General features: G+C 62.5%; 23 protein-coding genes and 2 pseudogenes. 9 read left to right on the forward strand and 16 right to left on the reverse strand.

Going from position 1 to position 24955, the window contains the following annotated elements:
* Window positions 1-43: 43 nt before the first annotated feature.
* The 8 genes from ACW4E8_RS15875 to ACW4E8_RS15910 form a co-directional block, all read right to left on the reverse strand.
* Window positions 44-397 carry a hypothetical protein gene (locus ACW4E8_RS15875; protein WP_456805369.1) on the reverse strand — a complete coding sequence of 118 codons (354 nt, stop codon included), beginning with the start codon at window positions 395-397 and terminating at the stop codon, window positions 44-46.
* A complete protein-coding gene (locus ACW4E8_RS15880; protein WP_456805370.1) occupies window positions 390-1148 on the reverse strand; it encodes an ABC transporter ATP-binding protein in 759 nt (252 codons plus the stop codon). The genes ACW4E8_RS15875 and ACW4E8_RS15880 overlap by 8 nt, the downstream gene beginning before the upstream one ends.
* Complete coding sequence (locus ACW4E8_RS15885; protein WP_456805371.1) at window positions 1141-2400, reverse strand: ABC transporter permease; 1260 nt, start codon at window positions 2398-2400, stop codon at window positions 1141-1143. Before ACW4E8_RS15885 ends, ACW4E8_RS15880 begins: the two co-directional genes overlap by 8 nt.
* 5 nt (window positions 2401-2405) lie before the next feature.
* On the reverse strand, window positions 2406-3605 hold the full coding sequence (locus ACW4E8_RS15890; RefSeq protein WP_456805372.1) for an ABC transporter permease: 1200 nt from the start codon (window positions 3603-3605) through the stop codon (window positions 2406-2408).
* 166 nt (window positions 3606-3771) lie between these two features.
* Window positions 3772-6222, reverse strand: a complete 2451-nt coding sequence (locus ACW4E8_RS15895) for a heavy metal translocating P-type ATPase (RefSeq protein ID WP_456805373.1) — start codon at window positions 6220-6222, stop codon at window positions 3772-3774.
* Window positions 6223-6308: 86 nt separating this feature from the next.
* On the reverse strand, window positions 6309-6542 hold the full coding sequence (locus tag ACW4E8_RS15900) for a heavy-metal-associated domain-containing protein (RefSeq protein WP_456805374.1): 234 nt from the start codon (window positions 6540-6542) through the stop codon (window positions 6309-6311).
* A gap of 328 nt (window positions 6543-6870) precedes the next feature.
* Window positions 6871-8136: an MFS transporter gene (locus ACW4E8_RS15905; RefSeq protein ID WP_456805375.1), complete on the reverse strand. Its 1266-nt coding sequence runs from the start codon at window positions 8134-8136 to the stop codon at window positions 6871-6873.
* Window positions 8137-8341: 205 nt separating this feature from the next.
* Complete coding sequence (locus ACW4E8_RS15910) at window positions 8342-8608, reverse strand: thioredoxin family protein (protein ID WP_456805376.1); 267 nt, start codon at window positions 8606-8608, stop codon at window positions 8342-8344.
* Between the two features lie 770 nt (window positions 8609-9378).
* On the opposite strand from ACW4E8_RS15910, the gene ACW4E8_RS15915 reads away from it, so the two are divergent.
* Together ACW4E8_RS15915 and ACW4E8_RS15920 are read left to right on the forward strand one after the other, a co-directional pair.
* The gene (locus ACW4E8_RS15915; RefSeq protein ID WP_456805377.1) at window positions 9379-11049 is read left to right on the forward strand and encodes a phage integrase family protein; all 1671 of its coding nucleotides are present in this window, start codon (window positions 9379-9381) and stop codon (window positions 11047-11049) included.
* Between the two features lie 3 nt (window positions 11050-11052).
* Window positions 11053-13320 (forward strand): annotated as a pseudogene (locus ACW4E8_RS15920) (Tn3 family transposase); the annotation flags it as partial.
* Here ACW4E8_RS15920 and ACW4E8_RS15925 read toward each other — a convergent pair.
* Together ACW4E8_RS15925 and ACW4E8_RS15930 are read right to left on the reverse strand one after the other, a co-directional pair.
* Window positions 13321-13455, reverse strand: a pseudogene (locus ACW4E8_RS15925) (Tn3 family transposase); the annotation flags it as partial.
* A complete protein-coding gene (locus ACW4E8_RS15930; RefSeq protein WP_456805378.1) occupies window positions 13439-13747 on the reverse strand; it encodes a hypothetical protein in 309 nt (102 codons plus the stop codon). The pseudogene ACW4E8_RS15925 and the gene ACW4E8_RS15930, both read right to left, overlap by 17 nt.
* Before the next feature lie 400 nt (window positions 13748-14147).
* Between ACW4E8_RS15930 and ACW4E8_RS15935 the strand changes: the two genes are divergently transcribed.
* The 3 genes from ACW4E8_RS15935 to ACW4E8_RS15945 are packed head-to-tail and all read left to right on the forward strand — an operon-like array spanning window position 14148 to window position 18381.
* Window positions 14148-15551 carry a KAP family P-loop NTPase fold protein gene (locus ACW4E8_RS15935; protein WP_456805379.1) on the forward strand — a complete coding sequence of 468 codons (1404 nt, stop codon included), beginning with the start codon at window positions 14148-14150 and terminating at the stop codon, window positions 15549-15551.
* A 23-nt stretch (window positions 15552-15574) separates the two neighbouring features.
* Window positions 15575-17758: a phage integrase family protein gene (locus ACW4E8_RS15940; RefSeq protein WP_456805380.1), complete on the forward strand. Its 2184-nt coding sequence runs from the start codon at window positions 15575-15577 to the stop codon at window positions 17756-17758.
* On the forward strand, window positions 17755-18381 hold the full coding sequence (locus ACW4E8_RS15945; RefSeq protein ID WP_456805381.1) for a hypothetical protein: 627 nt from the start codon (window positions 17755-17757) through the stop codon (window positions 18379-18381). Before ACW4E8_RS15940 ends, ACW4E8_RS15945 begins: the two co-directional genes overlap by 4 nt.
* A gap of 40 nt (window positions 18382-18421) precedes the next feature.
* Here the strand turns inward: ACW4E8_RS15945 and ACW4E8_RS15950 are convergent, their stop codons facing one another.
* Genes ACW4E8_RS15950 through ACW4E8_RS15960 form a run of 3 tightly spaced genes read right to left on the reverse strand, consistent with a single transcriptional unit; the run spans window position 18422 to window position 20138 of the window.
* A complete protein-coding gene (locus ACW4E8_RS15950) occupies window positions 18422-19090 on the reverse strand; it encodes a DUF2971 domain-containing protein (RefSeq protein WP_456805382.1) in 669 nt (222 codons plus the stop codon).
* Window positions 19091-19148: 58 nt separating this feature from the next.
* Window positions 19149-19514: a DUF2513 domain-containing protein gene (locus ACW4E8_RS15955; protein WP_456805383.1), complete on the reverse strand. Its 366-nt coding sequence runs from the start codon at window positions 19512-19514 to the stop codon at window positions 19149-19151.
* A gap of 33 nt (window positions 19515-19547) precedes the next feature.
* Entirely contained in the window at window positions 19548-20138 is a 591-nt protein-coding gene (locus tag ACW4E8_RS15960; protein WP_456805384.1) for a hypothetical protein, read from the reverse strand.
* Between the two features lie 224 nt (window positions 20139-20362).
* Between ACW4E8_RS15960 and ACW4E8_RS15965 the strand changes: the two genes are divergently transcribed.
* Genes ACW4E8_RS15965 through ACW4E8_RS15975 form a run of 3 tightly spaced genes read left to right on the forward strand, consistent with a single transcriptional unit; the run spans window position 20363 to window position 21828 of the window.
* On the forward strand, window positions 20363-20866 hold the full coding sequence (locus ACW4E8_RS15965; protein ID WP_456805385.1) for a helix-turn-helix transcriptional regulator: 504 nt from the start codon (window positions 20363-20365) through the stop codon (window positions 20864-20866).
* Complete coding sequence (locus ACW4E8_RS15970; RefSeq protein WP_456805386.1) at window positions 20863-21558, forward strand: nucleotidyl transferase AbiEii/AbiGii toxin family protein; 696 nt, start codon at window positions 20863-20865, stop codon at window positions 21556-21558. Before ACW4E8_RS15965 ends, ACW4E8_RS15970 begins: the two co-directional genes overlap by 4 nt.
* Before the next feature lie 6 nt (window positions 21559-21564).
* Complete coding sequence (locus ACW4E8_RS15975) at window positions 21565-21828, forward strand: hypothetical protein (protein ID WP_456805387.1); 264 nt, start codon at window positions 21565-21567, stop codon at window positions 21826-21828.
* Window positions 21829-21837: 9 nt separating this feature from the next.
* Here the strand turns inward: ACW4E8_RS15975 and ACW4E8_RS15980 are convergent, their stop codons facing one another.
* A complete protein-coding gene (locus ACW4E8_RS15980; RefSeq protein ID WP_456805388.1) occupies window positions 21838-22167 on the reverse strand; it encodes a hypothetical protein in 330 nt (109 codons plus the stop codon).
* Window positions 22168-22310: 143 nt separating this feature from the next.
* Here ACW4E8_RS15980 and ACW4E8_RS15985 point away from each other — a divergent pair, with 143 nt between their 5' ends.
* Complete coding sequence (locus ACW4E8_RS15985) at window positions 22311-22694, forward strand: competence protein CoiA family protein (RefSeq protein WP_456805389.1); 384 nt, start codon at window positions 22311-22313, stop codon at window positions 22692-22694.
* Between the two features lie 325 nt (window positions 22695-23019).
* On the opposite strand, the gene ACW4E8_RS15990 is transcribed toward ACW4E8_RS15985, so the two are convergent.
* Both ACW4E8_RS15990 and ACW4E8_RS15995 read right to left on the reverse strand, forming a co-directional pair.
* Window positions 23020-24099: a ParB/RepB/Spo0J family partition protein gene (locus ACW4E8_RS15990; protein WP_456805390.1), complete on the reverse strand. Its 1080-nt coding sequence runs from the start codon at window positions 24097-24099 to the stop codon at window positions 23020-23022.
* Window positions 24099-24815: an AAA family ATPase gene (locus ACW4E8_RS15995; RefSeq protein ID WP_456805391.1), complete on the reverse strand. Its 717-nt coding sequence runs from the start codon at window positions 24813-24815 to the stop codon at window positions 24099-24101. Before ACW4E8_RS15995 ends, ACW4E8_RS15990 begins: the two co-directional genes overlap by 1 nt.
* Window positions 24816-24955: the final 140 nt, after the last annotated feature.

Consider the following 24955-nt stretch of genomic DNA (forward strand, 5'->3'; position numbering starts at 1 on the left):
TGCTGATCTCATCATTCATCATCCAATGGAAAGACTGTCTGGCTCAAGGTTTGCTCGTCTTGAGCACTTCAATCGATTTAGCGACTGGCTCGCCTTTCTCCAGGACATAGGCGACAGCAATGTAATTGCCGCGTAACGTAGGTAAATAAACGAAGTCATTACCTTTCTTGATCAGCGTGCCTCTGGGAACCTTGATGCCCATCTGGCCCGGTTTGCCAGCTACGTTCGTCTCCAGCACGAGGCTTCCCTCGCAGCCACCGGGCTTGAAGTCGCAGAACGTGAGCTTCGTACTGGCGACCGTGCCTTCAACTCTCCCCTGCGCGAATCCAATCGAAGGAAACCCGCTCCCGATGAGCCACAAGGCCAGCGACGCCGTCAAGGCGAGCCTTTTATACATCGTTCGTTCCTCCCACTTGTTCGGGATATGGGCTGCCCCGTGCCGCTGATGGCACGTCAGGCACCAATGTTCCGTCCTTGATGTGCAAGACCCGATCGGCCATCTGGGCCAGCGCCTCGGCGTGGGTCACCACGATGACCGTCCGTTCCTGCGCGATCCCTTTCAGCAGTTCGTAGATCATCTGGCCCGTCTTGGAGTCCAGGTTCCCGGTCGGCTCATCGGCCAGGACGACGGGCGGGTTGTTGGCCAGCGCCCGCGCAATGGCCACACGCTGTTGCTCGCCGCCCGAGAGTTCACGCGGCTTGTGGGTTAGTCGTGCGCCGAGGCCGATTCTGTCCAGCAGATCCTTGGCACGCCGATGCCGCTCTTCACTCCGCACGCCGTTGAACTCCATCGGCAGCATGACGTTCTCTAACGCGCTCAGGTTGGGAATGAGGTTGAAACTCTGGAACACGAAACCTACTGTCTTGCGCCTGAAGCTCACCAGGCCCGCCTCGGGCAGGGTATTCAACGACTGGCCTGCGACGATGACCTCCCCTTGGGTCGGGCGGTCCATCGCTCCGATAATGTGCAGCAGGGATGATTTGCCGCTCCCGCTTGGGCCCACGATCGCGACCATGCCGGTTTCGGCGATCGCAAGCTCGATCCCGTCAAGCGCGCTCACGCTCTCCTGGCCCTTCCGGTAAAGCTTGCTCACGCCGCGCAGCGCGATCGACGTCTTGCGGTCGGTCATGGCTGTTGGGTTATTCATGGCGAATCGCCTCTATCGGGGAAAGCCTGACGATCTGTCGGATGCCCCAGGCGCTCCCGGCCAATGCCGCCACGATGCAGACAAGGATGAGAAGTCCGACGGTCCTGAGGCCGATATCGGGGGCAAGGGTGAGCGCGTTGCTGAGCGAATCCTTGTACTGCGCCGGTAGGAACGGCGCCACGCCCAAGCCAAAGGCCTGTCGGGCGACCTGGCCGCCCCATGCGCTGAAGAGCAGCGTCCCTAACAGCGCGCCGACGGTGCAAAGTGCGAGTGCCTCCGTCAGGAAGCTTAGAACAATGCCGCCGTTCGAGGCCCCCAGCGCCTTGAACGTGCCGATCTCCCAGGCGCGTTCGCGAACGACGAGGAGCATCACGAAGAAGACCACGATCACCATCAGCAGCGCGGAAAGCATGATTCCGCCCTCCGTCAGGCGCAACACCGCGCGGGTGGCGGTATTCTGGAATTCGGCCGCGTTGGTGGGCGCGATCGTGTCCGCGACGTCGCCAAGCAGGGCCCTTAGCTTCTGTTCGACCTGCGGCAGATGCTCGGCGGAGTCGGCCTTGACGAACAGCCATGAGATGCCCGCGGGGACCCCGTAGATCTCACGGAATGTGTCAATCGGCATGAAGAGCTGCATGTCGCCGAAGACGTAGCCGCTCGCATAGATGCCCACGATCTTGAGGGTGGCGGGCGGACGGTTCAGCGCGAAGATGACGGGATGGGTCCGCTTCAGATCAAGGGTAAAAGTCGTTTTGTCGAGGTCCTTCGGCGCGATGCCGGCCCACTTCGCAAATCCCTGGCCGACGATGGCGACCCTCTGACCACGGTCTGCCTCGGTGAGGTCCCGCCCGGCAATGATCCGGGGATGGCCCGCTTCACCATGGGACTCTAGCCGCTTGGTATCGCCTGGGGTCACGCCGACGATCATGGCGAAGTTCGTTGATTCGGTGGGCATCATCGCCAGCAGATAAGGTTCCACCTTCGCCACGTGCTCGACCTGCCTGACGCGCTCCAGGGCATCCTGGGGCAAAATGTCTTCATTGCCCACCATATTGACGTGCCCCATGGCACCGCGCGCGCGCAGTTGTAGGGTGTTGTTGACGTTCTGTTTCAGTATCTCCGTCTGCTGTTCCACCGCCTGTCCGATGGCCTGCATTACCAGCAGCAGAAAGAAAGGCACGCCGATCAACAGGGCCACGATGAGCAGCCGGGGTTGGCTTCGAAGCAGATTCCGCAGTCCAAGGCGCATCATGGTTGTCACTCCCTTCGCATGGCTTCCATCGGGCTGAGACGCACGCCCTTGGCGACCGGATAGAGGCTCCCGAGCGCTGCGAACAGTATCGAGCCGGCCAGAATGAAGACGATCACGGTTGCGTCGAATGCTACGGGCAGGCCCAAGGCCCGGCTCAGGGCGCGGGTGAGCGCGGCTGCGACGATCAGCGCACCCAGGCCGCCGAGACCGCTCACGGCGACTGCCTCGGCAAGAAACTGAACCACCACCTCGCGGTTCGAAGCGCCGATCGCCTTGAGCGTGCCAATCTCGCGGATTCGCTCGCGGGTGCTCAGGATCATCACGAAGACGATCAGGACCGCGCCGATCGCGAACAGCACCACAGCCGCATAGGCGCTTGCCACCGAGAGGCTCCCTAAGGTGGTACGGGCAGTAGACACGGCCTCAGGCGTCGTGACCACGTCGACTTCGGGTATCGCTTTCAGGTCTGCGACCACTGATTCGACGTGGGCAACGGAATCCACGGTGACGAAGATCTTCGAGAGCTTTCTGCCCGGGTGATAGGTTTCGCGGAACGCCTCAATCGGGATGAAGACGTGGTTGTCGCCGAAATCGTTCTGCGTGGTGTAAATGCCAATGACCTGGAACGATTGCCCGTTCAGGACGAGTTCGCGACCGCCTAGAGCCGCCGCCGACGGCTCACCGATACCGAGCCGTTGCTGGGCATAGAGCTGTCCAACCACAGCGACATGGGCTTGCGCATCGCCCGGCCCCAAGGAGCGACCCGCAATGATTTTTGCATTCTCGTAATCGACCTCTCCGATCGCGCGCAACGCCGCCCCGGGGTGAAGCCCGATCACCATCGCGTACGCATTCCGCTTGGAAGGGTCAACGTCCGGGTTGTAGACATACTCGTCCACCCGGGCGAGGTGGCGTGCATGCGGAATCCGTAAGGCCTTCTTCAGGGTGTCAAGGTTAAACCCGAGCGCTTCGCCGATTGGATTGTCACCGCCGAACCCGCCGGTGCCGAAAGCGCCCGCCTCACGCAGCTCGATCAAGGTGCGCACCCGCCCGTCCATCTCAGCGATTTTCTCGCGGCTGGCAAGCGTTGCCTGAATCATGAGCGCGAGGAAGCCGATCACGAGGGCGAGCAGCGACACGACGACGACACCCCGCGTCGCGCTCCGGAACGGATTGCGCAGCCCCCTCAAAATAGCGCCGGTCATAGCATGTCGTCCTCCGGCTTTAGGTTGTCCGGAGTTTCGGATTCGACCATGGATACCCACATGGCCCGTCTGACAGACGCTGCGTCCTCTCTGCGCGCGCAGACCATAGGCGGACGCGCCGCCAATACGGGCGGCGTGAGGAGGTCATCTCGTGCCGCCAAGTTGCTCACGCGGTCTGCTCCTTTATGTCAAGCGGCCGTCCCACGCTCATGAGCGCATCAAAGAACAATCCGGGCTTGCCCCACAGCGAGTTGAAGAAGATCGCTGTCACGCTGCCCGCCATCGCCGCCATCGCCCACACCGGATAGACGAGACCGGTCGCCGCCACGGGAATCCCGATGCCGTTGAAGCAGAACGCGAGGATGACGTTCTGCAGCATCTTGCGGTAGCCGCGACGGCTGATGTCGTGGGCGACAAGCAGCGACGCCAGGCGCGGGTTCAGGATGATGATGTCGGCCGATTCGATCGCGATGTCCGTGCCGCTCCCCATGGCAATGCCCACGTCCGCCTGCATTAGTGCTGGCGCGTCATTTACGCCGTCGCCGACCATCGCGACCTTGCCGTTCTTCTGCAAGCGGCGCACGATTTCCGCCTTCTGGTCTGGCAGCACGCCCGCATAAACCTCGTCGATGCCTGCCTCGGCGGCGATCCGCCGAGCCGCACGCTCATTGTCGCCGGTTAGCAGCACCGGCTTGATCCCTGCCTTACGCAGCGCAGCCACGGTTTTCGCTGCATCGGCGCGCAACCGGTCGCCCAGAGCGATGATGCCGAGTGCCTTGCCGTTCTTCGCGACGGCAATCACCGTGCGCCCCTTCTGTTCCAGCTCCCGAATACGCGCAGCCAGGGCGACGAGGCTGACCCCATGAGCCTCCACGAAAGTGGGGCGTCCCACCAGAACCTGCACGCCTTCGATGCGCGCCACCACGCCCTGACCCGGAACCGCCTCGAATTCGTCGATGTGCGGCGGCGTGACGCCTCGCTGGAGCGCCACATCCAGGATCGCCTGGGCGAGCGGATGCTCCGAACTCGATTCGGCGGCGGCCGTAATCGCGAGCAATTCGTCTTCACTCGCGTCGTGCGGCACGACCTCCTGCACCAGTGGTTGGCCTTCGGTGAGCGTGCCGGTCTTGTCGAGCACGACCCAGGTCACAAGGCGGTAGCCTTGGAACGCTTCGCCGGTGCGCATCAGAATGCCACGCTCCGCGGCCTCGCCCGCGCCCCGCACGATCGAGAGCGGGGCGGAAATACCGACCGCGCACGGATAACCCATCACCAGCACGCTCAAGCCCGCAAACACCGCGCGCTCGAGGTCGATCTGTCCCGTAACGAGCAGCGAACCCATGAGCCACCCGATCACCGAGAGCGCGGCAACTGCGAGTACCGTTGGCGTATAGACCCGCAGCACGCGGTCCACCAGATGCAGCAGCCCTGGTTTCAGGGCGCGCGCGTCCTCGACATGACGGATCACCTGTTGCAGGAAGCTCTCCTCGCCGATCGCGGTGACCTCGACCAGCAGGGTCCCGGTCCCGTTCATCGAGCCGCCAATCACCGCGTCGCCGCGCGTCTTCTCGACCGGCAACGGCTCGCCGGTCATCAGCGCCTCGTTCACTGCCGAGTGGCCGTCCATGACCTTACCATCCACCGGAATCCGCTCGCCGGGACGGATGCGCACGCGATCGCCAAGCCTGACCTCTTCGACTGGCATATCCATTTCCCGGTTGTCACGGATCACGCGTGCGATGTCCGGCTGCAGATCCAACAGCTTCTTCACCGCCTGCGAGCTTCTCGTCTTGACGATCAGCGAGAGCCACTCCGAGAAGATGTGGTACGTCGCCACCATTACCGCGACCGCGAAGAAGGGTGCGGTGGGATAGCCGGCGGGTTGCAGGATCAGGCCGATGAGCCCCCCAGCGATGCCAGCAAAGGCGCCGATCTCCAGCAGGACGTGTTGATTGAGAATGCCCCGGCGCAGTGCCTGCACCGCCATGACGAGGATGTGATTGCCGATGCCGAACACCAGCCCCAACGCCAGCGCAGCCGTCAACCACGGCGCCGCCTCTGCGAGCCAGCCCTGGGACCTGGCGTAGTAGAGCACGACGCCGAGCACGCACAGGCCCGTGGTTCCGCCCAGCGCGGTGCCGATCCCCCGGGGTCTGAGGACCACGAAGAGGAACGTGACCAAGCTAAAGAAGACAACGACAGAAAGTAGGGTTGACCAGAAGCCCACGGGGTTGGCCACCAGCGCGATTGCCGCGAGGCTGCAGCCGACGGCGGCCACAAAGCGCCGGCCCTCGCGCACCAGCGCTGCTTCCTCCTCCTCGAAGGGCCGCAACTTGCGCGGATCGGAGATGGTATAGCCGATGTCCTTGAGCGTCTGCAGTAGGTCTTCGGCCCGGGCCACGCTCGGATCGTACTCGATCAGTGCCTGCTCGTGCGTCAAGCTCACCGCCACCTTGTCGACGCCGGGCCGCTTGCCGAGCGCCTTTTCGATGGTGCCGGTGCACAGCGAGCAGTGCAGCCCGCCGATGCGCGCACGGATGCGCCGGCGCCCGGGCAGGCTGGCGGGTTCCTCGCTCCAGAAGCGTGGAGGGGATTCAATGGTAGTGGCGGCCTTCACGATGACACCTCATGGCTTGACCGGTATCTAAAGGGTCGATTGAGCATGGATAAAAACCCATCGCCGGCGGCATATTGCTGCGGCGGTCATGGGACCTCGGCCGTGGTGAAGCGCGAGGTGACCTGATAGCCCGCGTTCTCGATCACGCTCACGAGTGCCTGCTCTGAGATCGCTTGTGGCTCAAAGAGAACTTGCGCAAGACCCTCTGCGTAGGACGCCCGTACCGACTGGACTCCAGCCTGACGCGCGAGCAACGACTGAACGATAGCGGCGCACCCGTCACAATGCATGCCGTCGATTCTCAAGATGGCTTTTTTCATGCGTCTCTCCTTGCCGGGATTACCTAATTTGCAACTCCGCGGTTTGTCACAAGCGACTGCGGCCGAAACTCACTCGCAGCCCCGTCAAATTGAATATAAACCTTGGAGTACACCCAAGAGTCAAGCGCTGTATTGAGAGTTGCCTGGATCGACTTTGTCGGTACGGAGAGAGAATGTCTCAACCGCCGTAGCGCAGCGGCCAGAACTGACTGCCCGGCTCGGCATCCGGCCGCCCCGGTGGTTCGGCCGCTGTAGGCTAGGCGCGGCGTTGCCACCGCCCGAGAAGAACAAGGTCGATTCGCGCGCCGACTCCATGCTCACGACACGCTTACTTGTTACGGTGTCGGGAAGCGGCACTCCATGGGATTTCCGACCGGAACAGCGTGATCGATGCCACCGTCGCGAGCACCTCAACGGCAGCGAAGATCCCGAGCGCGGCTCCGAAACCGAGTTGGAGAATTGCGCCGAAGCCGAGGCTGCCGAGCCCGAAGCCGACGAATAGCGTGAAGACGTTCAGACCCATGGCTTGGCCCGGACGTTGCCCCCCGAGCGAGGTAACGATCCCGCCAAAGAGCGGTTGCGTCATGTCGTAGCCTAGAGAAAGGACAGTCACCGCCACCACAGCGACGCCCAGCGGCAGATCGAGGATCAGGACCGCCCCGGCGAGGGCGCTGAGCCCGAGGCCGACGGGCAGCAGCCGGCCGCGGCCCCACCGGTCCGCGGCCTGGCCGATGAGCGGCCCAAACAGGAATCCCGGTACGCCATAGCCGAGAAGCGCCAGACCGATGCCCACGGGCCCGAGGTCGTAGCGTCGTTCAAAGTAAACACCAAGCCACGTGAACACCGCGGAGTGAAAGATCGAGTTGAGCAAGACGTAGCTGTAGGTGCGTCGCCCCCGTGGCGTACCGAGGAGGCCGCGGTAGGCTCGGAATAGGTCGCCAAGCGTGCCGCCGACCGGCCGCGTGGCGGCGCCGACGAGGTGCCCGTGCGGCAGCAACACGCACAGGATGCCCACTCCGGCCGCAGCCACACCGAGAAAGATCCCGCGCCAGCCGAGGAAAGGTTCGAGCACCGCGCCAAAGGTTGAGCCGAAGGCCATTCCCCCAGCCATGGCACCGAACAGCCACCCCAATGGTCGGCCCCGTTCCGCGTACGGATACATGCCGCCGACGAGCATCAGTGCGAGCGGCACGACCCCGCTCGCGCCGAGCCCAGTCAGGATCCGCCAGGTCGCGATTGCCTCAATCGAGTGGGCCGTCGCCGTCAGGGCGGTGAGCACCGCGAACGCCAGCAGCGACGCGAACATGACGCGCCGAATGCCAAGGCGATCCGCCAAAAGCCCAAACACCAACGTCGCGATCCCATAAGGGATCAGGTACGCCGGGACAATGAGACCGACTGCTTCGACAGAACTGCCAAACGCCTTCGACAGTGCCGGGATGATCGGCGCGACCATGTACGCCTGAAAAAAGATGATGAAGGTCGCCGCCGCCAGCATCCGGAGCAGGCGTTCGCGCTCGACTGTTGCTCGCGGCAGTCGTTCGCCCGCATCGCAGGCAATTTGCGCTTTATCGGTCACAGTTAGATCGTCCATGTCTGTCACAACCTTGCCTGATTGCCCTGAATCGATGACTCACAGATGTTGGTCTCGCGTTGGAAATCTGGAATCAGTGGTGAGCGAGGTCGCGATGAGTTCCCTTGCCCTTCGCCTGCTAAAGGCGAAGGCATTAAGCCTGGGAAGGCCGTCGCTGACAGGACGGCGCCTGCAGCGCGGATTCCCAGGCCACTTACCTCGCCGACTAGACCGAGCAGCCCAAGCCGGCCGCCCGCAGCGACGCTTCATCGACCCCTCGACTCGTGCAGCAGCCGGCGACTTCGCCGTCGATCACCACGGCCGGAACCGAGCGAATGCCGAGCGCCTTGGCGCGTTGCGCGACGCTGATATCTGTCATAGCAAGAACAGTCACGTCACAGGACGGGCATGCGGTGCGCTTCACGAGTTCGATCACGTCATCGCACGATGCACAACCCGCGCTGAACACTTCCACTTTACGTTTTGCGGTCATTTCTTTACTCCATCAAACAAGGGTGACGCCCTTCGTTTCTCTCGGCTCAGCCACGGGCAAACGACACTGAAGCCATATCGCGATGCCTGAATCCTAGTTCTTGGAGTGCACCCCAAAGTCAAGGGGTAGGTGGGCGATTACATGGAGCGGGGCTCTTGGCCGCGAATTTGCCCGGTATCGAGTCGATGTCGTGGATGGGTAGGCTCCCTAGGCCGCCAATAGGGTGTCGTTCACGACATCGGCGCTTTTACTTGCATTCCTATGGGGGCAGGGTCTAGTTTTTTGCCATGCAACCTATAGCTTTCGATCAGACGCTGTTTCAGCGTGATCTTTCGCATCGACCTTCCGCACTTCGACATTCACCTGCTTTAGCTGCTGCCATTGCTGCTCCGGCTTTCATGTTCATATGGTGCATTGCCAGCCCTCCGCCCCGCGTGAACGACAGCATAGGGGGGCTCACCAACGCCTTTGCGATGGGGGAGGCGCAAGTTGGCAGCACGCCGGAAAGCCAGGCCGAGCAAGCGGCTGCGGACTGCACAGCTTACAAGTTGATTGGCCACCTCCCGCAAGATCTGGCGATTTCGCGGGCGCTACCAGCGATTTTGCGGGGGCGGAGTCTCGGACCGAACTGGCGCTTTGATCGTGCTATTACGATAAGCCATCTTATCGATACCGTCATATTCACTGGCTAAACTGCGGTTTTGCGATTTACACCGGACCGTACGGGCAGCTGTCGATGTCCATCGATTGATCTCCCCAGAGAGCCTCAAATGCCGCACACGCCCACACCATCTGACATGCCCGACGCGGCCTCGCTGGCCGCTTTGCGCGCCTGGTACGCCGGTACGCCGTCGCGGCAGGCGGTCCAGCGATATTGCCCCGACGCGCTGGGAAGGGGCCAGTCCGCGCGCGGTGTGCTCGGGCAGATCCGGCGGCAACTGGCTGAGTTTGCCTTGCGGCGTCACCGCCCCGATCTAGCCACCCTGTTTCAGGCAAGTGTAAGAACGCGTACGGACCAGGCCCAAGCCATCGCCCGCGCGATGGAGACGCTGCGGTCCTTGCCGATGCCAGTGCCCCAGGTCAGCGACAACATCGAACTATGGTTGTCCGGCCGTGCGGTATCTTCGCTGCGTGCCCATGGCATCGCCACGCTGGCGGACCTGACGGTGCGCATCCCGCGGCGACGGCGCTGGTGGGCGGGGATTCCAGGGCTGGGCGCCAGAAGCGCTCAGCACATCGAATCGTTCTTCGCCGCCCACCCGCCGCTGACCGAGCGGGCGCGTGCCCTGATCAAGGCGGCGCCGGCCGAGCCCATTGTGCCGTGGGAGCGGATCCGGCTGCCGCACGAGGTTGACGGAACGCGCGGCGCGTTTCGGGCGCCACGGCGGCTGTGCACGCTTGCGGCCAACAATGACCATGCAGCGATCAATGCCTGGCTGGGCTTGCACGAATCCGCCGAGACGCAACGGGCCTACCGCAGGGAGGCCGAACGCTTGCTGCTGTGGTCGATTATCGAACGAGGCAAGGCGCTGTCGTCGCTCGCGACGGAAGACGCCACCGCCTACCGCGCCTTCCTGCGCCGGCCGACGCCGCATCAACGCTGGGTCGCGCCGGCGCGGCCCCGCTCTTCGCCGGAATGGCGTCCCTTCACCGGCGGGCTGTCGGCACGCTCGATCGCCTATGCCCTGTCGGTCCTGGGCGCGATGTTCCGCTGGCTGATCCAGCATCGCTACGTACTGGCTAATCCGTTTGCCGGCCTCAAGGTGCGAGGTGGTCAGCGTGATGCTGACCTGGACGCCTCCCGGGCATTCACGGCGGGTGAGTGGGAGTTGACCTGCACTATCGCCGATGGGCTCGAATGGTCGCACGGCTGGACGGCGCCGGCCGCGCAGCGCCTGCGCTTCCTGCTCGATTTCGGGTATGCCACGGGGCTGCGCGCCAGCGAACTGGTGGGAGTGACACTCGGCGGCATCGAAATCGGCGCCCGCGGCGAACGCTGGCTGCACCTGATGGGCAAGGGCGCCAAGCCAGGCAAGGTCGCGCTGCCCCCGCTCGCCCGCCACGCGCTCGACCAGTACTTGGCGCAGCGCGGCCTGCCGGTGACACCCGCGCACTGGAAGGCGGACACGCCGCTCGTCGCCAATCTGGAACGGTCGGAAGGGATCACGACGCCGCGGTTGCGGGACGTGCTGCGGCGTTTCTTCCAGCTGGCGGCCGAATCGATCCAAATCGAGCATCCCGCCTTGGCGGACAAGCTGCGCCGCGCCACCCCGCACTGGATGCGGCACACCCATGCGACTCACGCTCTTGCGCAAGGCGCGACGCTGACCACGGTGCGCGATAATCTGCGCCACGCGTCGATCACCACTACCTCGATCTATCTGCACGATGACGAGGTGCAGCGCGCTCGGCAACTAGAGCAGGCCTTTGCGCGCCGATAGGTCATGCAGCCGATCCACGAGACCGCCTATCCGGCGCTGCCGGCCGAACTCAGCGCGGCAGAATTGAAGGCGGCATTCACACCGACTGCGGCCGAAGTCCGCTTTGCGCGAAACCAGGCCCGCCAGACATCGACCTCGGTCCTGATCCTCGTTCAGCTCAAGCTACTGCAACGCCTCGGCTACTTCCCGATGCTGGCCGATGTGCCGGTCGCCGTGATCGACCATGTAGCTTCCGCGCTGCGCACCCGTCCTCTGTCGCGGCCCACGGTGATGCGATACGACGTCTCGGGCACCCGGTCGCGGCACCAAAAGCTGCTGCGCGCCCACGTTGACATCCGGCAAATCGACGCCGACGCGCAGGAATGGCTGCAGGTGCTGGCGTCGGAAGCCGCGCAGACCAAGGTCGAGTTGCCGGACATCGTCAACGTCCTGATTGAGGAACTGATCCGGGGACGGTATGAGCTGCCGCCGCTGGCCGGGCTGCAACGGATCGCGGCCCAGGCCCGCCACCGATGCAATGAGGCGATCTATCGCGCCATTTCCGAGGGACTCGACGCCCCGCTCATCGCCAGGATCGAGGCGTTATTCGAGGGCAATGCGGGAAAATCCGCCTGGGACCAGTTGAAACGCGAACCCAAACGCCCAGCCACCCGCGAGATCGCGAGTTTCCTCACGCACATCCAAGAACTGCGAAAGCTGGCCGACGGCCTGCCGGCGGCGCCAGCCATGCTATCGGTGCCCAAGCGGGCCCAGCTGATCACGGAGGCACGCGCGCTGGATATCGCCGAGATCCGGTCGCTCAAGCCCGCCAAACGATACACGCTGGCGGTGCTCTTCATTCAGGCCCAGTTGCAGAAGGCGCTCGATGATGTGGCGGAGATCTTCATCAAGGTCATGCGCAAGTTCGAGTCGATCGCCAGGGCTCGGCTGCAACAATACCAACTAGCCCATGCCGACGCGCTGGAGAGCTTGGTTAGCCAGTTTCGTGACGTGCTCCAGGTTCTGCAGGACGACGGCATTGCCGACATCTTCCGTCTCGATAAAGTGCGAGAGGTTCTCGGCGACGACGCCACCGGCGCGCTCGCCCGCTGCAACGAGCATATCGCCTATGCCGGCAACTTCGATCTACCGTTCATGCTGGCGCCGTATCGCGCGCACCGATCCCTGCTGTTCCAGTGTGTCGAGGTACTGCCGCTGCGATCCAGCTCTCAGGACAAGGCAGTACTGGTGGCACTTGCCTGGATGCAGGGGTTCCGAGCGTCGCATCGAGAGTATCTGCAACTCACCGACGAAGACTTGGCGCACTTGCCACTCGACTGGATCCCGGACAAGTGGGAGAAAGCCATCTTCCCGGGCGGCGGAGGGACTCGACTGCTGCACCGCAGGTATTTCGAGCTGTGCGTGTTCCACCAGGTGATGCGCGAGCTGAATTCTGGCGATCTCTACGTTGAGGGCAGCGATCAATTTGACGACTTCCGCGTACACCAGGTCTCCCAAGAGGAGTTCCACCGCGAGTTACCACGCTACTGCGAGATGGTGGGACTACCGACGGACGGCAAGGATATCGTGAGGACGCTGCGCGAGAGACTGAGCACGGCACTCGAGGAGGTCGATGCGAGCGTCCCCAACAACAGCGGCATTGAACTCGGCGAGCAGGGTCTGGTTATCCACCGGCCAGGAAGGGAGCCCGAGCCGCCCAACAAGGTGCTGGTCGACCAGGCCATCACTGCATCCATGCCGCAGATCAGTATCCTGGATTTACTGACTGAGACCGAGCAGTGGCTGGATTTGCACAGGCTGTTTGGACCACTGTCCGGGTTCGACGCCAAGATCGACGACCCGCGCAAGCGCTTCATCAGCACGCTGTTCTGCTACGGCTGCAACCTCGGCCCCAGCCAAACGGCGCGCTCCGTCAAGGGCCTGAGCCGCAAGCAAGTCGCCTGGCTGAACCTGCGTCACGTCACGGAAGAGCGACTCGACAAGGCCATCGTCAAGGTCATCAACGCCTACAACCAGTTCGCACTGCCGAAATACTGGGGCTCCGGCAAGCGGGCTTCCGCGGATGGGACCAAGTGGAATCTGTACGAGCAGAACCTGCTGTCCGAGTATCACATTCGCTATGGCGGCTATGGCGGCATTGGCTACTATCACGTGTCCGACATGTACATCGCGCTCTTCAGCAACTTCATTCCCTGCGGCGTGCATGAGGCGGTCTACATCCTGGATGGGCTGATCCGCAACGGTTCGGATATCCAGCCGGACACCATCCATGAGCACTTCGGCGTCGATGGGATGCCCCTTCTGTTGGAGTTCCTTCAGCTTACGCGACATCCACTGCACGTTGTATAGGACGACCATGTTGGCCACGAGCTGGTTGTACTTGATCACCTTACGTTGCTCGTGCCGCGTAGAACACCGCGAGCGCGGGACGGGGGCGCAGGGTGTCCCACAGCGCTTCAGGCGAGAAGTTCAGGCGCAGTTCGCGAGACAGGCGATTCGAGAGCCGCTCGGCCGCGCGCAGGTCCCAACGGACGTGCCGCCACTCAGCCGGCGATGTTCTGGCCTCATGCCAATTCATCCGGCCCGCAGCGGCAGGCACACATTGGAGGACGCGGTTGAAGCTGGGCCTGCGGCCCGCTTTGGGGGCGAGGTCATCGGTAATGATGCGCGCCCATAGGTACAGCAAGGGGATGTCCATGACGATCTCCGCTCGGGTGTCTTGCCGCTGCGTGCATTGCGGGCCACCCGGGAATCATCATGGGTAAGCCGGTACGACATCCGGACGGACCGCAGCGGGATGCTTGCACGCGGTGGGTAAAGCCGGACTCCCCTGTCGACCATGTCGACAACGTTTTTTTAGCGTAGCACGTCACATGACGGTTGCGCCATATTCCGAGCGTAAAATTCGCATGGGCGCTGAAAACAACGCTTTTCGCTGTACATGATAACCGTACTTATCATGTACAGCGAAAATAAGGTACGCATACCCTACCTATATCCCTGCACTTCCAGCTAGAATGTGACGGATCCGTTCGGACGGCGCGCCAGCATTGGGCTGGCAGGCGGCCGCGGCATCAAACCAAGGGACATCCCGCCACATGTCTACCCACACTCCGACACCGCTGGTGCTTGGCCCGGCGTCACTCGATTCCATCGATGAACCGTTTGAGGGGGACTTGCTGGGTCGCCAAGAGATCGCGCAACGGCTGACCGCATACCTGGACCGGCTACGAGTCGGGGCAGTCGTCGCCATCGACGCGCCTTGGGGCGAAGGCAAGACCTGGTTCGGACGGCACTGGGCCAAGCACCTCGAGAAACTCGGCCACCGGGTGGGCGTGATCGACGCCTTCCAACAGGACTATGCGGAGGACGCATTCCTACTGCTGGCTGGCGCGATCTTAAAACTTTGCGAGGAGCACAGCGGGCCTGTGGGCATGCTCAAGCACCGTGCCGGCGCCGTCCTGCGTGCCCTGCTCCCGCTCGGCACGAAAGCGCTCATCAACCTCGCCGGCCGGGCCATTGGCACCTCGGACATCGTTGGCAAATACGATGACGCGGTGGACCAAGCGACCGAGAAGTCGGCCGACGCGGCCAGCGCGTGGGTCAAGCGACGATTCGACGACTGGGAGGAGGAACAGAAGACGGTTCAGCACTTCCGCGCAGCACTCACAGAGTTCGCCGAGGCGACTTTCAAGGCGACAGGCAAGCCCGTCGTGATCCTAGTGGACGAACTGGACCGGTGCAGGCCAGGGTTCGCCGTCCGGGTGATTGAGCGCATCAAGCACTTCTTTGACGTGCCGCACCTCGTGTTCGTCCTGCTGATGAACCGCGACCAACTGGAGAAGGCGATCCGCGGGGTCTACGGTCCCGAAACCGATGCGAATACCTATCTTGGCAAGTTCCTGCACCTGTCGTTGCGACTGCCGACTGCACGGAGCGTGGAGCCCGATGCGACGATTCCAGGGTTGTCGGCTTTCGTGTTCGATGCGCTAAACCGGATTGGCGTGAACGACCATGAGTTCGCCCAAGACTTTTCGCACTGCGCGGTTATCTTCGAACTCTCAGCCCGGGACGTAGAGCGCGGTTGCACGTTATACGGCCTCGCCACTACTACCAACGGCAGGCCCAACGCAGCGCTTCTGGCCTATTGCATTGCGCTGAAGCTCAAGCGTCCAGAGATGTATGCTGGACTTCTCATGAGCCGTGGCGAGACCCATGCCGAATGTCAGGCACTGCTCGAAGGCATACCGAAAGCACTGGAAATGCGAGATCCGTTTGGCATCACGGCGGTGGCAGAAATGTCACTGCTAACGACCTACTTGACAGCCCTGATCGTCCTCCACTCAAGGTGGCTCTATAGGCATGCAAGAGAGAACCTGCGTGAATACGGGGTGACGAATGAGGCTGATGCTGCCTTCAAGGCCCATTTTCCGAAACAGCAGGACGACGTTCAAGCTCTTTTCCTGAAGACGCTTCGTCGGTTGGATCTCGCGGTCGAGTAATGCCCACAACCCAGGATCCTGTCATGCGGTCCGACAGCAACGGCGTTCCGGTCGCCGGTACGGAGGCCGCCGACGCTAAACCTATTAGCCGCCGGCGCCGGTCCGTCACTCGCCGCCAGCTGCACCGCGGCCACTTTGGCTTCCTGCGCGCCATCATTCAAGGCCTGCACGCCAGGCCGATGTGGGAACGCTACCTGGCGGAAGAGGGCGAGATCGAGGCCGACGCCGAACTGGTGGCCAGGCTGCCGGCCGCCGATGATGATAGGGGGGAGGGCGGCCAGAACACGCAGGCCGCGCGGGCCTTCGCCGCGCATCCCAAGGTGCGCCGGGTCACGACCTGGCTGCGCGACGAGTTGTCGGCCGCGGCGAGCCGCGCCCAACGTCCGGGCATGGCGCGGCGCTTGCGGCTGGATCTGAAGGATTTCCGCAACATCGGTCGCCGCGGCCTTGGCCTGCCGTTGCTGGAGGAGTTCGCCGCCGAGGCAGGCCTGGACGGTTTCAGCGAATCCGAGCAGCTCGCCGCCTACCAGGAGCGCTATGGCGATGCCCTGAAGCGGGAATCCAAGCGCGCCGCAATGATGCGCCGCCAACTCGAGGCCATTGACTGGCTGGAGGAGAAGTACGTCCAGCCGGTACTGGCCGGCGACGCCTGCCGCGCGTGGCTGGCCGAGCCGCTCGCCGCACGCCTGGAGGCCACCGGCGTCGGCACGCTCGCCGACCTGGTCGACCGCATCAACGGCCTCGGCACTGGTTGGTCGCGCGGCATTGCGGCGATCGGGGCCGGCAAGGCGCGCGCGATCGAGGCCTTCCTGAGGACCCACGCCGGTTCGCTGGGCCGCACGATCGGTGGCCACGTCGCCGTGCCGCGGCGCCAGCGCTACGCCCACGAGCTGGCCCGCGTGGTCCCGCGCGGGCCCGAAGCCACCCTGGTGCCGCTTGACAAGCTGGTGATGCCAGCCGACCTGGACGGTCGCGACGGCCGTTACCGTCTGCCGCAGGCGCGCTGCCTGATCAGTGCCCACAACGACTATGAGGCGGTGCTGTCGTGGCTGCGCGCCAAGCCAGGCCTTTCACCCGAGCAGATCCTGCGCCTGCGCGAGCGCCGCAAGGACGTCGCCACCATGCCCGGGCCCGTCGATTGGCTCAATTATCTCTCCAACACCCAGCGCGCCTACCGCAAGGAGGCCGAGCGCTTCCTGCTCTGGGCCGTGCTGGCGCGGCGCAAGCCTTTGTCCTCGATGGACACCGACGACTGCCTGGCGTACCGGGATTTCCTCGCCTCGCCGCCGGCGGACTGGTGCGCGCCGCGCTCGCGCGAGCGGTGGTCTCCGCTGTGGCGGCCCTTAGAGGGGCCGCTCAACCCGCGCGCGCAGAGCTACGCCATCGGGGTGCTGGCCAACCTGTACAGCTACCTGAACGCCAAGAATTACCTGGCCGGCAACCCGTGGCAGGGCATCCACGTGCCGAGGAGCGCCAAACCCGAGTTGGACGTGGGGCGCAGCCTGACCGAGGACCAGTGGACCTTTGTCACCGGCTGCCTCGCGCGGCTGCCGGCCACCTCCGCCAACCAGCGGCTTCAGGTTGCGCTGCCACTGCTGTACGCCACGGGGCTGCGGCTGTCCGAGGTGATCGCGGTCACCACCGACGACCTGGAGTGGGTGAGCCTCGCGCAGCCCGGTACCGGCGAACGGGAGGAGGGCTGGTGGCTGACGGTGCTGGGCAAGGGTAACAAGCTGCGCCGGGTGCCGGTGCCGGACGTCGCCATCGCGGCCCTGGGCCGGTACCTCGAGGCCCGCGGGTTCCGCGCGGATCCCGCCGCGAGCCGCGGCGTCGCGCTGCTGGGCCACGCGACCGACCAAGCCGAGCGGGCGGGTTGGGCCAAGCGGGACACCGCCGGCGCGGACGCTGGACTGGCGGCTACCACCCTGTACCGCCAGATCAAGCGGTTCTTCCAGGCGTGCGCGGCCGAGCTGGCGCCGGTCGACGGGCGCGGCGCCGAACGGCTGGCCGCCGCCAGCACCCACTGGATGCGGCACACCCACATTTCACACGCGCTCGCCGCCGGCGCGCCGCTGGAGGCAGTCAAACAGAATGCGGGGCATAGCTCGCTGGACACCACCACCCGCTATGTGACAACTGAGGATGCCCGACGGATGGCGGCGATGAGAAGATTCTGGAACCTCAAGCAAGAGGGCAACTTGCCATGAAGGAAGACATTCTTGAACAGATGGTCGATGAGTACCTACAGCACAGGGGGTATTTCACGCGGCACAACTTGAAGTTTCGTCCGGCGAGAGACCATGAGGATTACCATTCTCAATCTGATTCGGTGGCAAGCGACATTGACGTCATTGGCTTGCATCCGTCGAAAAGCGGGTCGGATCGTATTGTAGTGGTGAGTTGCAAAAGTTGGCAGGCAGGATTCCGTCCAAAGTACTGGTGTGCAGCAATTGACGCCAACAAGAAAGTCGGCGGCCGAGAAGCGTGGATGGGCTTCCGCGAGCTGGTCAAACCTAAGTGGGCAGATGCATTCCGACACGAGATCCGCAATGCGACTGGCTCGGACACCTTCACGTATATCACGGCCGTTACACGGCTCGCCGAGCCGGATCGCACCTGCTGGGAGCAAAACCCAATATTTCTAGAGAACCTGGCGGGTAACCCCATTAGGTTGATCACCTTCAGAGAGATGCTGGACGAGGTTTTTTCCGACATCAATAGCACGCCAGCGGCCTCGCAGATGGGCAGGATGCTGCAGCTGATCAAGGCGGCGGGATGGAGTGGGCCGAGCGTCAAGCAGACTTCTATCCTGACCACATTAGTGAGCTGAGGTCCGCAATGCCTATCTTGTCGTCGCTTCGCCCTGGGTTTTATTCGGCGGCGACGATGATGGGGGCAACGCGTTGCTGACGCACAATTCGGAAAGAGTCGAACGCCGGCCGTGCCTTGAATACCTCGACCGCGTGCGTGGATCTCGGGACTAGTGCGGCAATTGCCTCGATGCTCGCGTCACAGCGAGCACCGACGATGACTTCCCTCAACTTGAGGTGCGGCGCAAAGCTTAAGAAATAGCGGCCATCACTGGGCTTGCGATCGGCCAGTGATGCAAAGATCCGCCACTCCTGCTCATACCTCCAGTCCTTGAACTTTGTGGTCAGGATCGTTGTCAGCTGCTCCTGCGTCATTGCCTGGCGCTCGACCAGGTCGTCGAGGAGACCGACCAAGCGGTGCGGCTCATACCTGACCTGATGAACCTCGGCGTCCTCGACGTCGAACCCGAGACATACGCCACGGTGCTTGTCCCCATAGTGCGCCCACATCACCGGACTCTGCCACGAGGTACTGGTGCAAATCATGCCGATGTTCTTGGTCCAGTGCTCATGCAGCAACCGATAAATTCTACGCAGTTGCCGCTCGCCAATGGCTACCCCCTGTAGCTCGAACGGATCGTTCAGTTCGTCAATGGTCGAAAGCTTCAGTCTGCGTTCGCGCAGAATTTTTTCCGCCCAGATCTGTGCGGTGAGGTAGTAGAGACGCATCAGCGGATGTCAACAGTTAGCCAGGCATTGAGTGCCGCAAATGGTTGGCGGGGAGCTCTCAACAGTTGAGCACCCAGTCAAGGGCAGATTTGCCGATCGTTTTCACGGCTTCGAACGTGAGTTCGATGCCCTTGTTCTTCGCAACGTCCTTGATCCGCTCCCAGACCGCTTTACTGCGAATCGTGTCCAGCAAGTCATGGCCATCCCATGTCAGGCCAAACGCCACCACTGAATCCCCACCGTCCATTGAGCTGGCGTCCGCTCCCTCAATGTAACCAGCCTTCCAAAGCAGGACGGCATGCATGGCCTTAACCGGATCGTCGCACCGAGCTACCGGCCCATACTGACGGTCTGCGAACTTTGCTGCATCCAGTTCCTCGACCTCCAAAAGGACGTCCCGAATTGTGTCCCAGTCCCGCTTCACGGCTTCTCCTTGTTTCCCGGGGGCTTCAGGCGGCTATCCGCGCCACTGCACGCCAACTATCTTGCCAGACTCGCTTGACATGGTCTGCTCAAAGGTATCGTAGCAAGCGCCCCGAAGCCAGACGATCCTTGGCCCGAAAAAGCAAAATTTTCGCAAGCTAACCATCGCTGCCTCGATGTTGTGGGGCGACTCGCTGGCAGTGAGTCTGAAGTACCGGTAGTTCCACAGGTCCTCCTCTGCAAACTCGCGAATCTGGTCGTCATCGAAAAGCTGGTGCGCCGGCACGCCGTCGTCATTCAGGCCATAGCGGTGCATATCGACGATGTCCTCGAACACTCGTTCCGCGATGCGCTGATCGTCAGCGACGAACCCGGCCTCACTGGCGTCGAAATGATCGGCGTCCTTGACATCGAACGCCAGCACGAGCCCTGACACGAGAGCCTGGTCGACCGCGTCCGTCGCCTTGTAGGCTTCAACCACGTGGTGCCAGGTGGGCGCCTTGACTGCCTGTGCCACCCGTTCAAGGGCGAGATGATGAGGAATGCCTTCAGCCCGCTTGAGCTTGCGCGCACACTGCTTCAGCTTCTCAATGTCAGCGGCGGTGAAGAGATGGATGTTCGGCATTTGCGATTTCTCCTGGTGCTGGAAAGGACGCGCGGTGCCCACTGCCGCCGCTTCCGCATCAAGGGAAATGGCAAAAAGGTTGTCTGGAGATCGTCCCGTCCGGGTTCGCCTAGGTGGGCAGCCGGCTCCGACCAAGCCGTGTGCGGACTATAGCACGCGGGCGGCGGAAAAACATGTTCCCAAGGCTGTCGTCTATACTTGACACATGTTTGGAGATTATCGCCGTGAATCCTGCTCTCTTGGGTAACGCGATTCAACGCAAGCGGGTTGCCTTGGGCCTGACCCAACAGCAGCTGGCCGACATGGCCGAGCTTTCGCGCCAGTCGCTCAACGGCATTGAGCACGGCAGCGTCAACGCCACGATCCAGACGCTCGGGCGGCTGATGGACGTGCTCGGCCTGGCACTCGATATAACGGATCCCGATGACAGCCGACTGGCCAGTGGGGCGCCGACGCGCGCGCTGTGGATGGCCGCGAAGGGCGCCAACGTGAGCTACACAGGCGAGCTCACACCAGACGAGCTGGAGCGCGCCCTGGCCACCGGGGAGGTGCCGTCGGAGTATCGCCCGCAAGTCGCCCAAGTTCTGGATGAAGCGCCTCTGCAGCTCGTCACCAAGGTAGTCGCGGAAGTGGCGGCGAAGCAACACCGGAATCCGGCCGACATCTGGAAGAACCTCAGGCGGCTCGCGCAGTCCTTGATGGCTACACGCGGAGGCCTGTGGGCATGAAGGTTGAACTCCAGGGTGACATTTGGGAAAGCCTGTTCCCGCACGCCTTCACGCTGATGGACGAGGTCAGAAAGCACGGGGGCATCGAGCCGTTCTGGACCTTCGGGGGAGGGACGGTCCTGATGCTCCGGTACCGCCATCGCTTTTCCCGTGATATCGACCTCTTTGTACCGGATCCGCAATACCTGGGGTTCGTGACGCCGCGTTTGAGCGAGGCCGCGGAAAGCATCACGAGCGACTATGTTGAGCAAGGGAATTTCGTGAAGTTGGTCCTCGACGCCGGCGAAGTCGACGTCGTGGCCTCGCCCAACCTGACCGACGAGGCATTCGAGATCTGGGAGATCATGGGGCAACCCGTCAAGGTGGAGACCGCAGCCGAGATCGTTGCCAAGAAGCTTTACCATCGTGGCGACCGGGCCACCGCACGGGATCTCTTTGACCTGGCCGTCGTGGTCGAGCAAGAACCCACAGCGCTCGTGCACGCTGCGCCGTTTCTGCTTCGACACGCAGCAGCCTTCTTGGACCAGGTTCAGGCCGGCCCGCCGATCATGCGCGAGCAGTTCGGCAGGATCCAGCGGATTAGTTTCAACAGGAGCTTCGACGAGTGTGTCGCACTGGTGGGGGATTTTCTCCATTCGCTGCAGGAAACCGACGACGCTACGCAGACGGCGCGGGAAAGGCAGCGTCCGTAGGATTCAATGCCGGCCAAATCCACATGTCTTCAATTGCTTCTGGCAACCGCCTTCATCGTGATGGTGGCAATTCTGTCGCGCCACATCTACCTCGGGCTCGAGGGAGCCGACTCGGATCCGGTTGGCTCGCCGCGCGGGACGGTGGTCCCAGTGAATTTCGATGCCGGATCGGAGTGTGAGCAATTGCTCAACCGGTTAGCCCGGCAGGCCAGCGCATCGGATGCAGCCCGTCTTGAGACCGCGCGGCGGGCAGGCTGCCTGCATTCCTAAGCCTTGTGATCACTCCATCGTCCGCCGCCGCAGCATCACTGTACCCGGATCCTGCGGGCGGAGCCGCGCGGTAAGCATGTCGCGCAGGCGTGGCAATCCGATGATCCAGCCCCGGCGCACGACTTCTACATTTGGAACGACGTCGGCAGGATGCTCCTTGAAGTATCGCTCGCTCGCCAACATCAACCGCCGGTTTTCGGCGTCAAATCGCGGCCCCAGGACCAAGGCGGCCAGACGGAAGATATTGGCCTCCCGCTGATCGCTGGCAGCGTCAAGTTCGCCGACCGCAGCGGCCGCACACCGGTCGAGCATTGCGCTTTCCTCATCCCTGGATGTCATCTCGTGAGTCCCTTCGTAGCCAGCGCCTCATAACGTGAGGTAAACCGCACTTTCGCATAATTTACATTATGTTACGTGCGAGTCACATTTAACATTGTACGCCAGGTGCAGATTAGACCGCTAAATGTGATACAACTGTCCCGATGGAACTGGTCGCCAAACTCCCTTTCGCCCTGGATGCGTCCGGCGAGATAGTTTCTGTTCGAGACTTCGCGAGCGGATTGGCGTGCCAATGCATCTGCCCAGGATGTGGCGCGCGGATGGTCGCCAAGCAAGGCGACGCGCAGGTCTGGCATTTCGCCCACCACCGAGCGGAAAACTGCACGGCGGGCTATGAGTCAGCGCTTCATATGGCGGTCAAATGGATCCTTGCGGAAGTACGACGCCTATTCTTGGCCCATTGCGGCGTAGTTCGGCACCCGATCCCTGTCAACGGGCTACGCATCCAGGATCGCAATCGGAACGTCACCTGGTTCGACGTCTTCGAGTACGCGACTACAAACGCGGAAGACCTCGCTCAGTCTTAACTACAAGATCCCGGATTGGGGTACAGCCGACCTTCCGGGACGCCTGGTTAGCCTCGATGAGGTCCTGGTCGAAAAGTCCGACGGCGACATCCGTCCTGACATCATCGGGATCGCCGGTGGCCGAAGGATCTTCATCGAGGTATAGCAGAGGCCGGACTGCCCTCCCCCTCGGCCCGCGCTCGTCTTCCTGGCGGCTTTGCCGCCCTCGACTCGGCCCAGGACAACAAAACGACAGATGAACGTCGCGACGGGTTTGCCAGACGGGTGAAGATCCGGGCGGTTAGTTGCATCAAACGGTGCGGAAGACGGTGGCGCTCAGCCACCATCAGGTTGCGTCAGATGCCGACTGCGGTGCAAACCTGGCCTTGAGTTCCTCTACAAGTGCCTGGCGTTGAGCAGGATCCAGGAGGGTAATCTCAAACGAGACCTTTCCCGAGTCCCAGTCCTTCAGAACGCCAAGTGGCGAGCCGTCGGCGCCGAGCAGACGGTGCTGTCGAGACGTTTCCTTCTGCTTGCGAGCGGTTTTGCTTTCGTATCGCGCCCTCGCCTCTTCCACGTCCCGGCATACTGCGACCTCGTCGCGCACCTTGATCGCCATGACTCCTGCCACCGCAGGGCCGGCAACACGTTCCAGCAAAGTCAGTTGGTACAGCGTGGAGAGAGCAAAAGGGTCTGGTCGCTCCTTGACGGTGTCAAGGACGCTGTCGGAAAGCTTCAGGATGGCCAGCGTTTTGTTGATATTAGGCAAGGACATGCCGGTAGCCTCCGCAATGGCGGATTCGTTCGTGTAGACGCCTTGGTCAATCAGGGCGCGCCACGCGAGAGCATTGTCTAATGGAGACTGGGCTTCGCGCTCGGCGTTTTCCTTGTAGGAAAGCTGATACAGCTGCTGATCGGTGAGTTCCTCATGCACCAGCAGCTTCATGCGCTGAATCCCCGCGGCCTTCAGCGCTTTGAAGCGATAGTGACCGCCGGCAAGTACTCGGCGCCCGTTGCGGATGGTCGCAATACCGGGAACGAGCTGACCGTCTGCACGCATACTCTCTGCAAGCTCATGGACGCGTTCCGGGCGATAGAGACGTCGCGCGTTGAACGGATTCTCGTCAATGAGTCCGATGTCCGCTTCTTCGTAATACGGCTCATTAGAAGCTCGTGGCGCTGCTCTCGAGATGTCCTTCTTCCGGCCCTCTTCCCGCGGCGCAGCGGCACTCTCGTGCGAGAAATCCCCACGAAGGATCTCAGCAGTGGGTTGCGTGTCGTGAGCAGGCTCAAGCTGCTTTTCTGAGAAGCCCGTAGGCTGGCGCTCCACCAATGCTTGCGCCCGCGCGAAACGGTCAGCAGGCGGCGCCGCATTGACTGCTTTAGTGGCTTGCTCCCTCATCTGCTCGAGTCGGTTCTTAGCCATTATGCTGCCTCCTTCTGCTTGGCGGCGGCGGGCTTAGTCTTGGCCGGCCTCTTCGCCGTGCTGATACCCAGCTTCGTCAGCACGGCCTTGGCCAGCTCCTCCACCTCCTTAGTCGCCGCGGAGGACCCCGATAGCCCGTGGACGCTGAGCCCAAACATCTGCGACTCCCCGTAGGCGTTTCGTTGCTGCAGACCGGTGTCCAGTAGCGGGATTTCCTCGTCGCCCTGCAGGATTTCGGTACAAGCCTTGAAGACGTTTCCGCGGCGCGACATCGACGGAATGCAATAGGTCTGAAGTTCCGGGTTCTCTTCCTTTGCCCGCCGCGCCAGTTCCTTCGCCTCACGGCTAGCCCAGACGTTGTCCATCAACGGGATAACCGGGATCAACGCCAGGTCCGAGATATTGAGTGCTGCCCACGGAATCGATGACTCGATCGCCGGCGGGCAATCGATCAGGACAACGTCGTAATTTTCTGCGTGCTTGGCGACTTCGCCAATCAGCTTTTCCCGAAGGGGCGCCAGGCTGATCACAGTAGCCGGGAACGGCTTCTCAACGCCGCCCTGCCCTGCCCAGATCGTGCTGGTGCCTTGCTTGTCCATATCGATAAGTAGTGTGCGAAGGCCGCGCAAGGCGAAGCTGGCCGCAAGCTGCATCGAGACCATCGTCTTCCCGCAGCCGCCTTTTTGATTGAAGACGGTGACAACCTTTGCGGTCATATATTTCTCCAAAAATATTTTTCAAATCTGCAAATTCGACCCCAGCCGCCACTGTAGGACACATCACATCGTATTAGGCGCTTTCAAGCATGAAAGCAAACAAATTCCCACTTGAGCGTTGCACATGGACCACAACCAAG

The sequence above is a fragment of the Cupriavidus sp. CP313 genome (assembly GCF_054072015.1).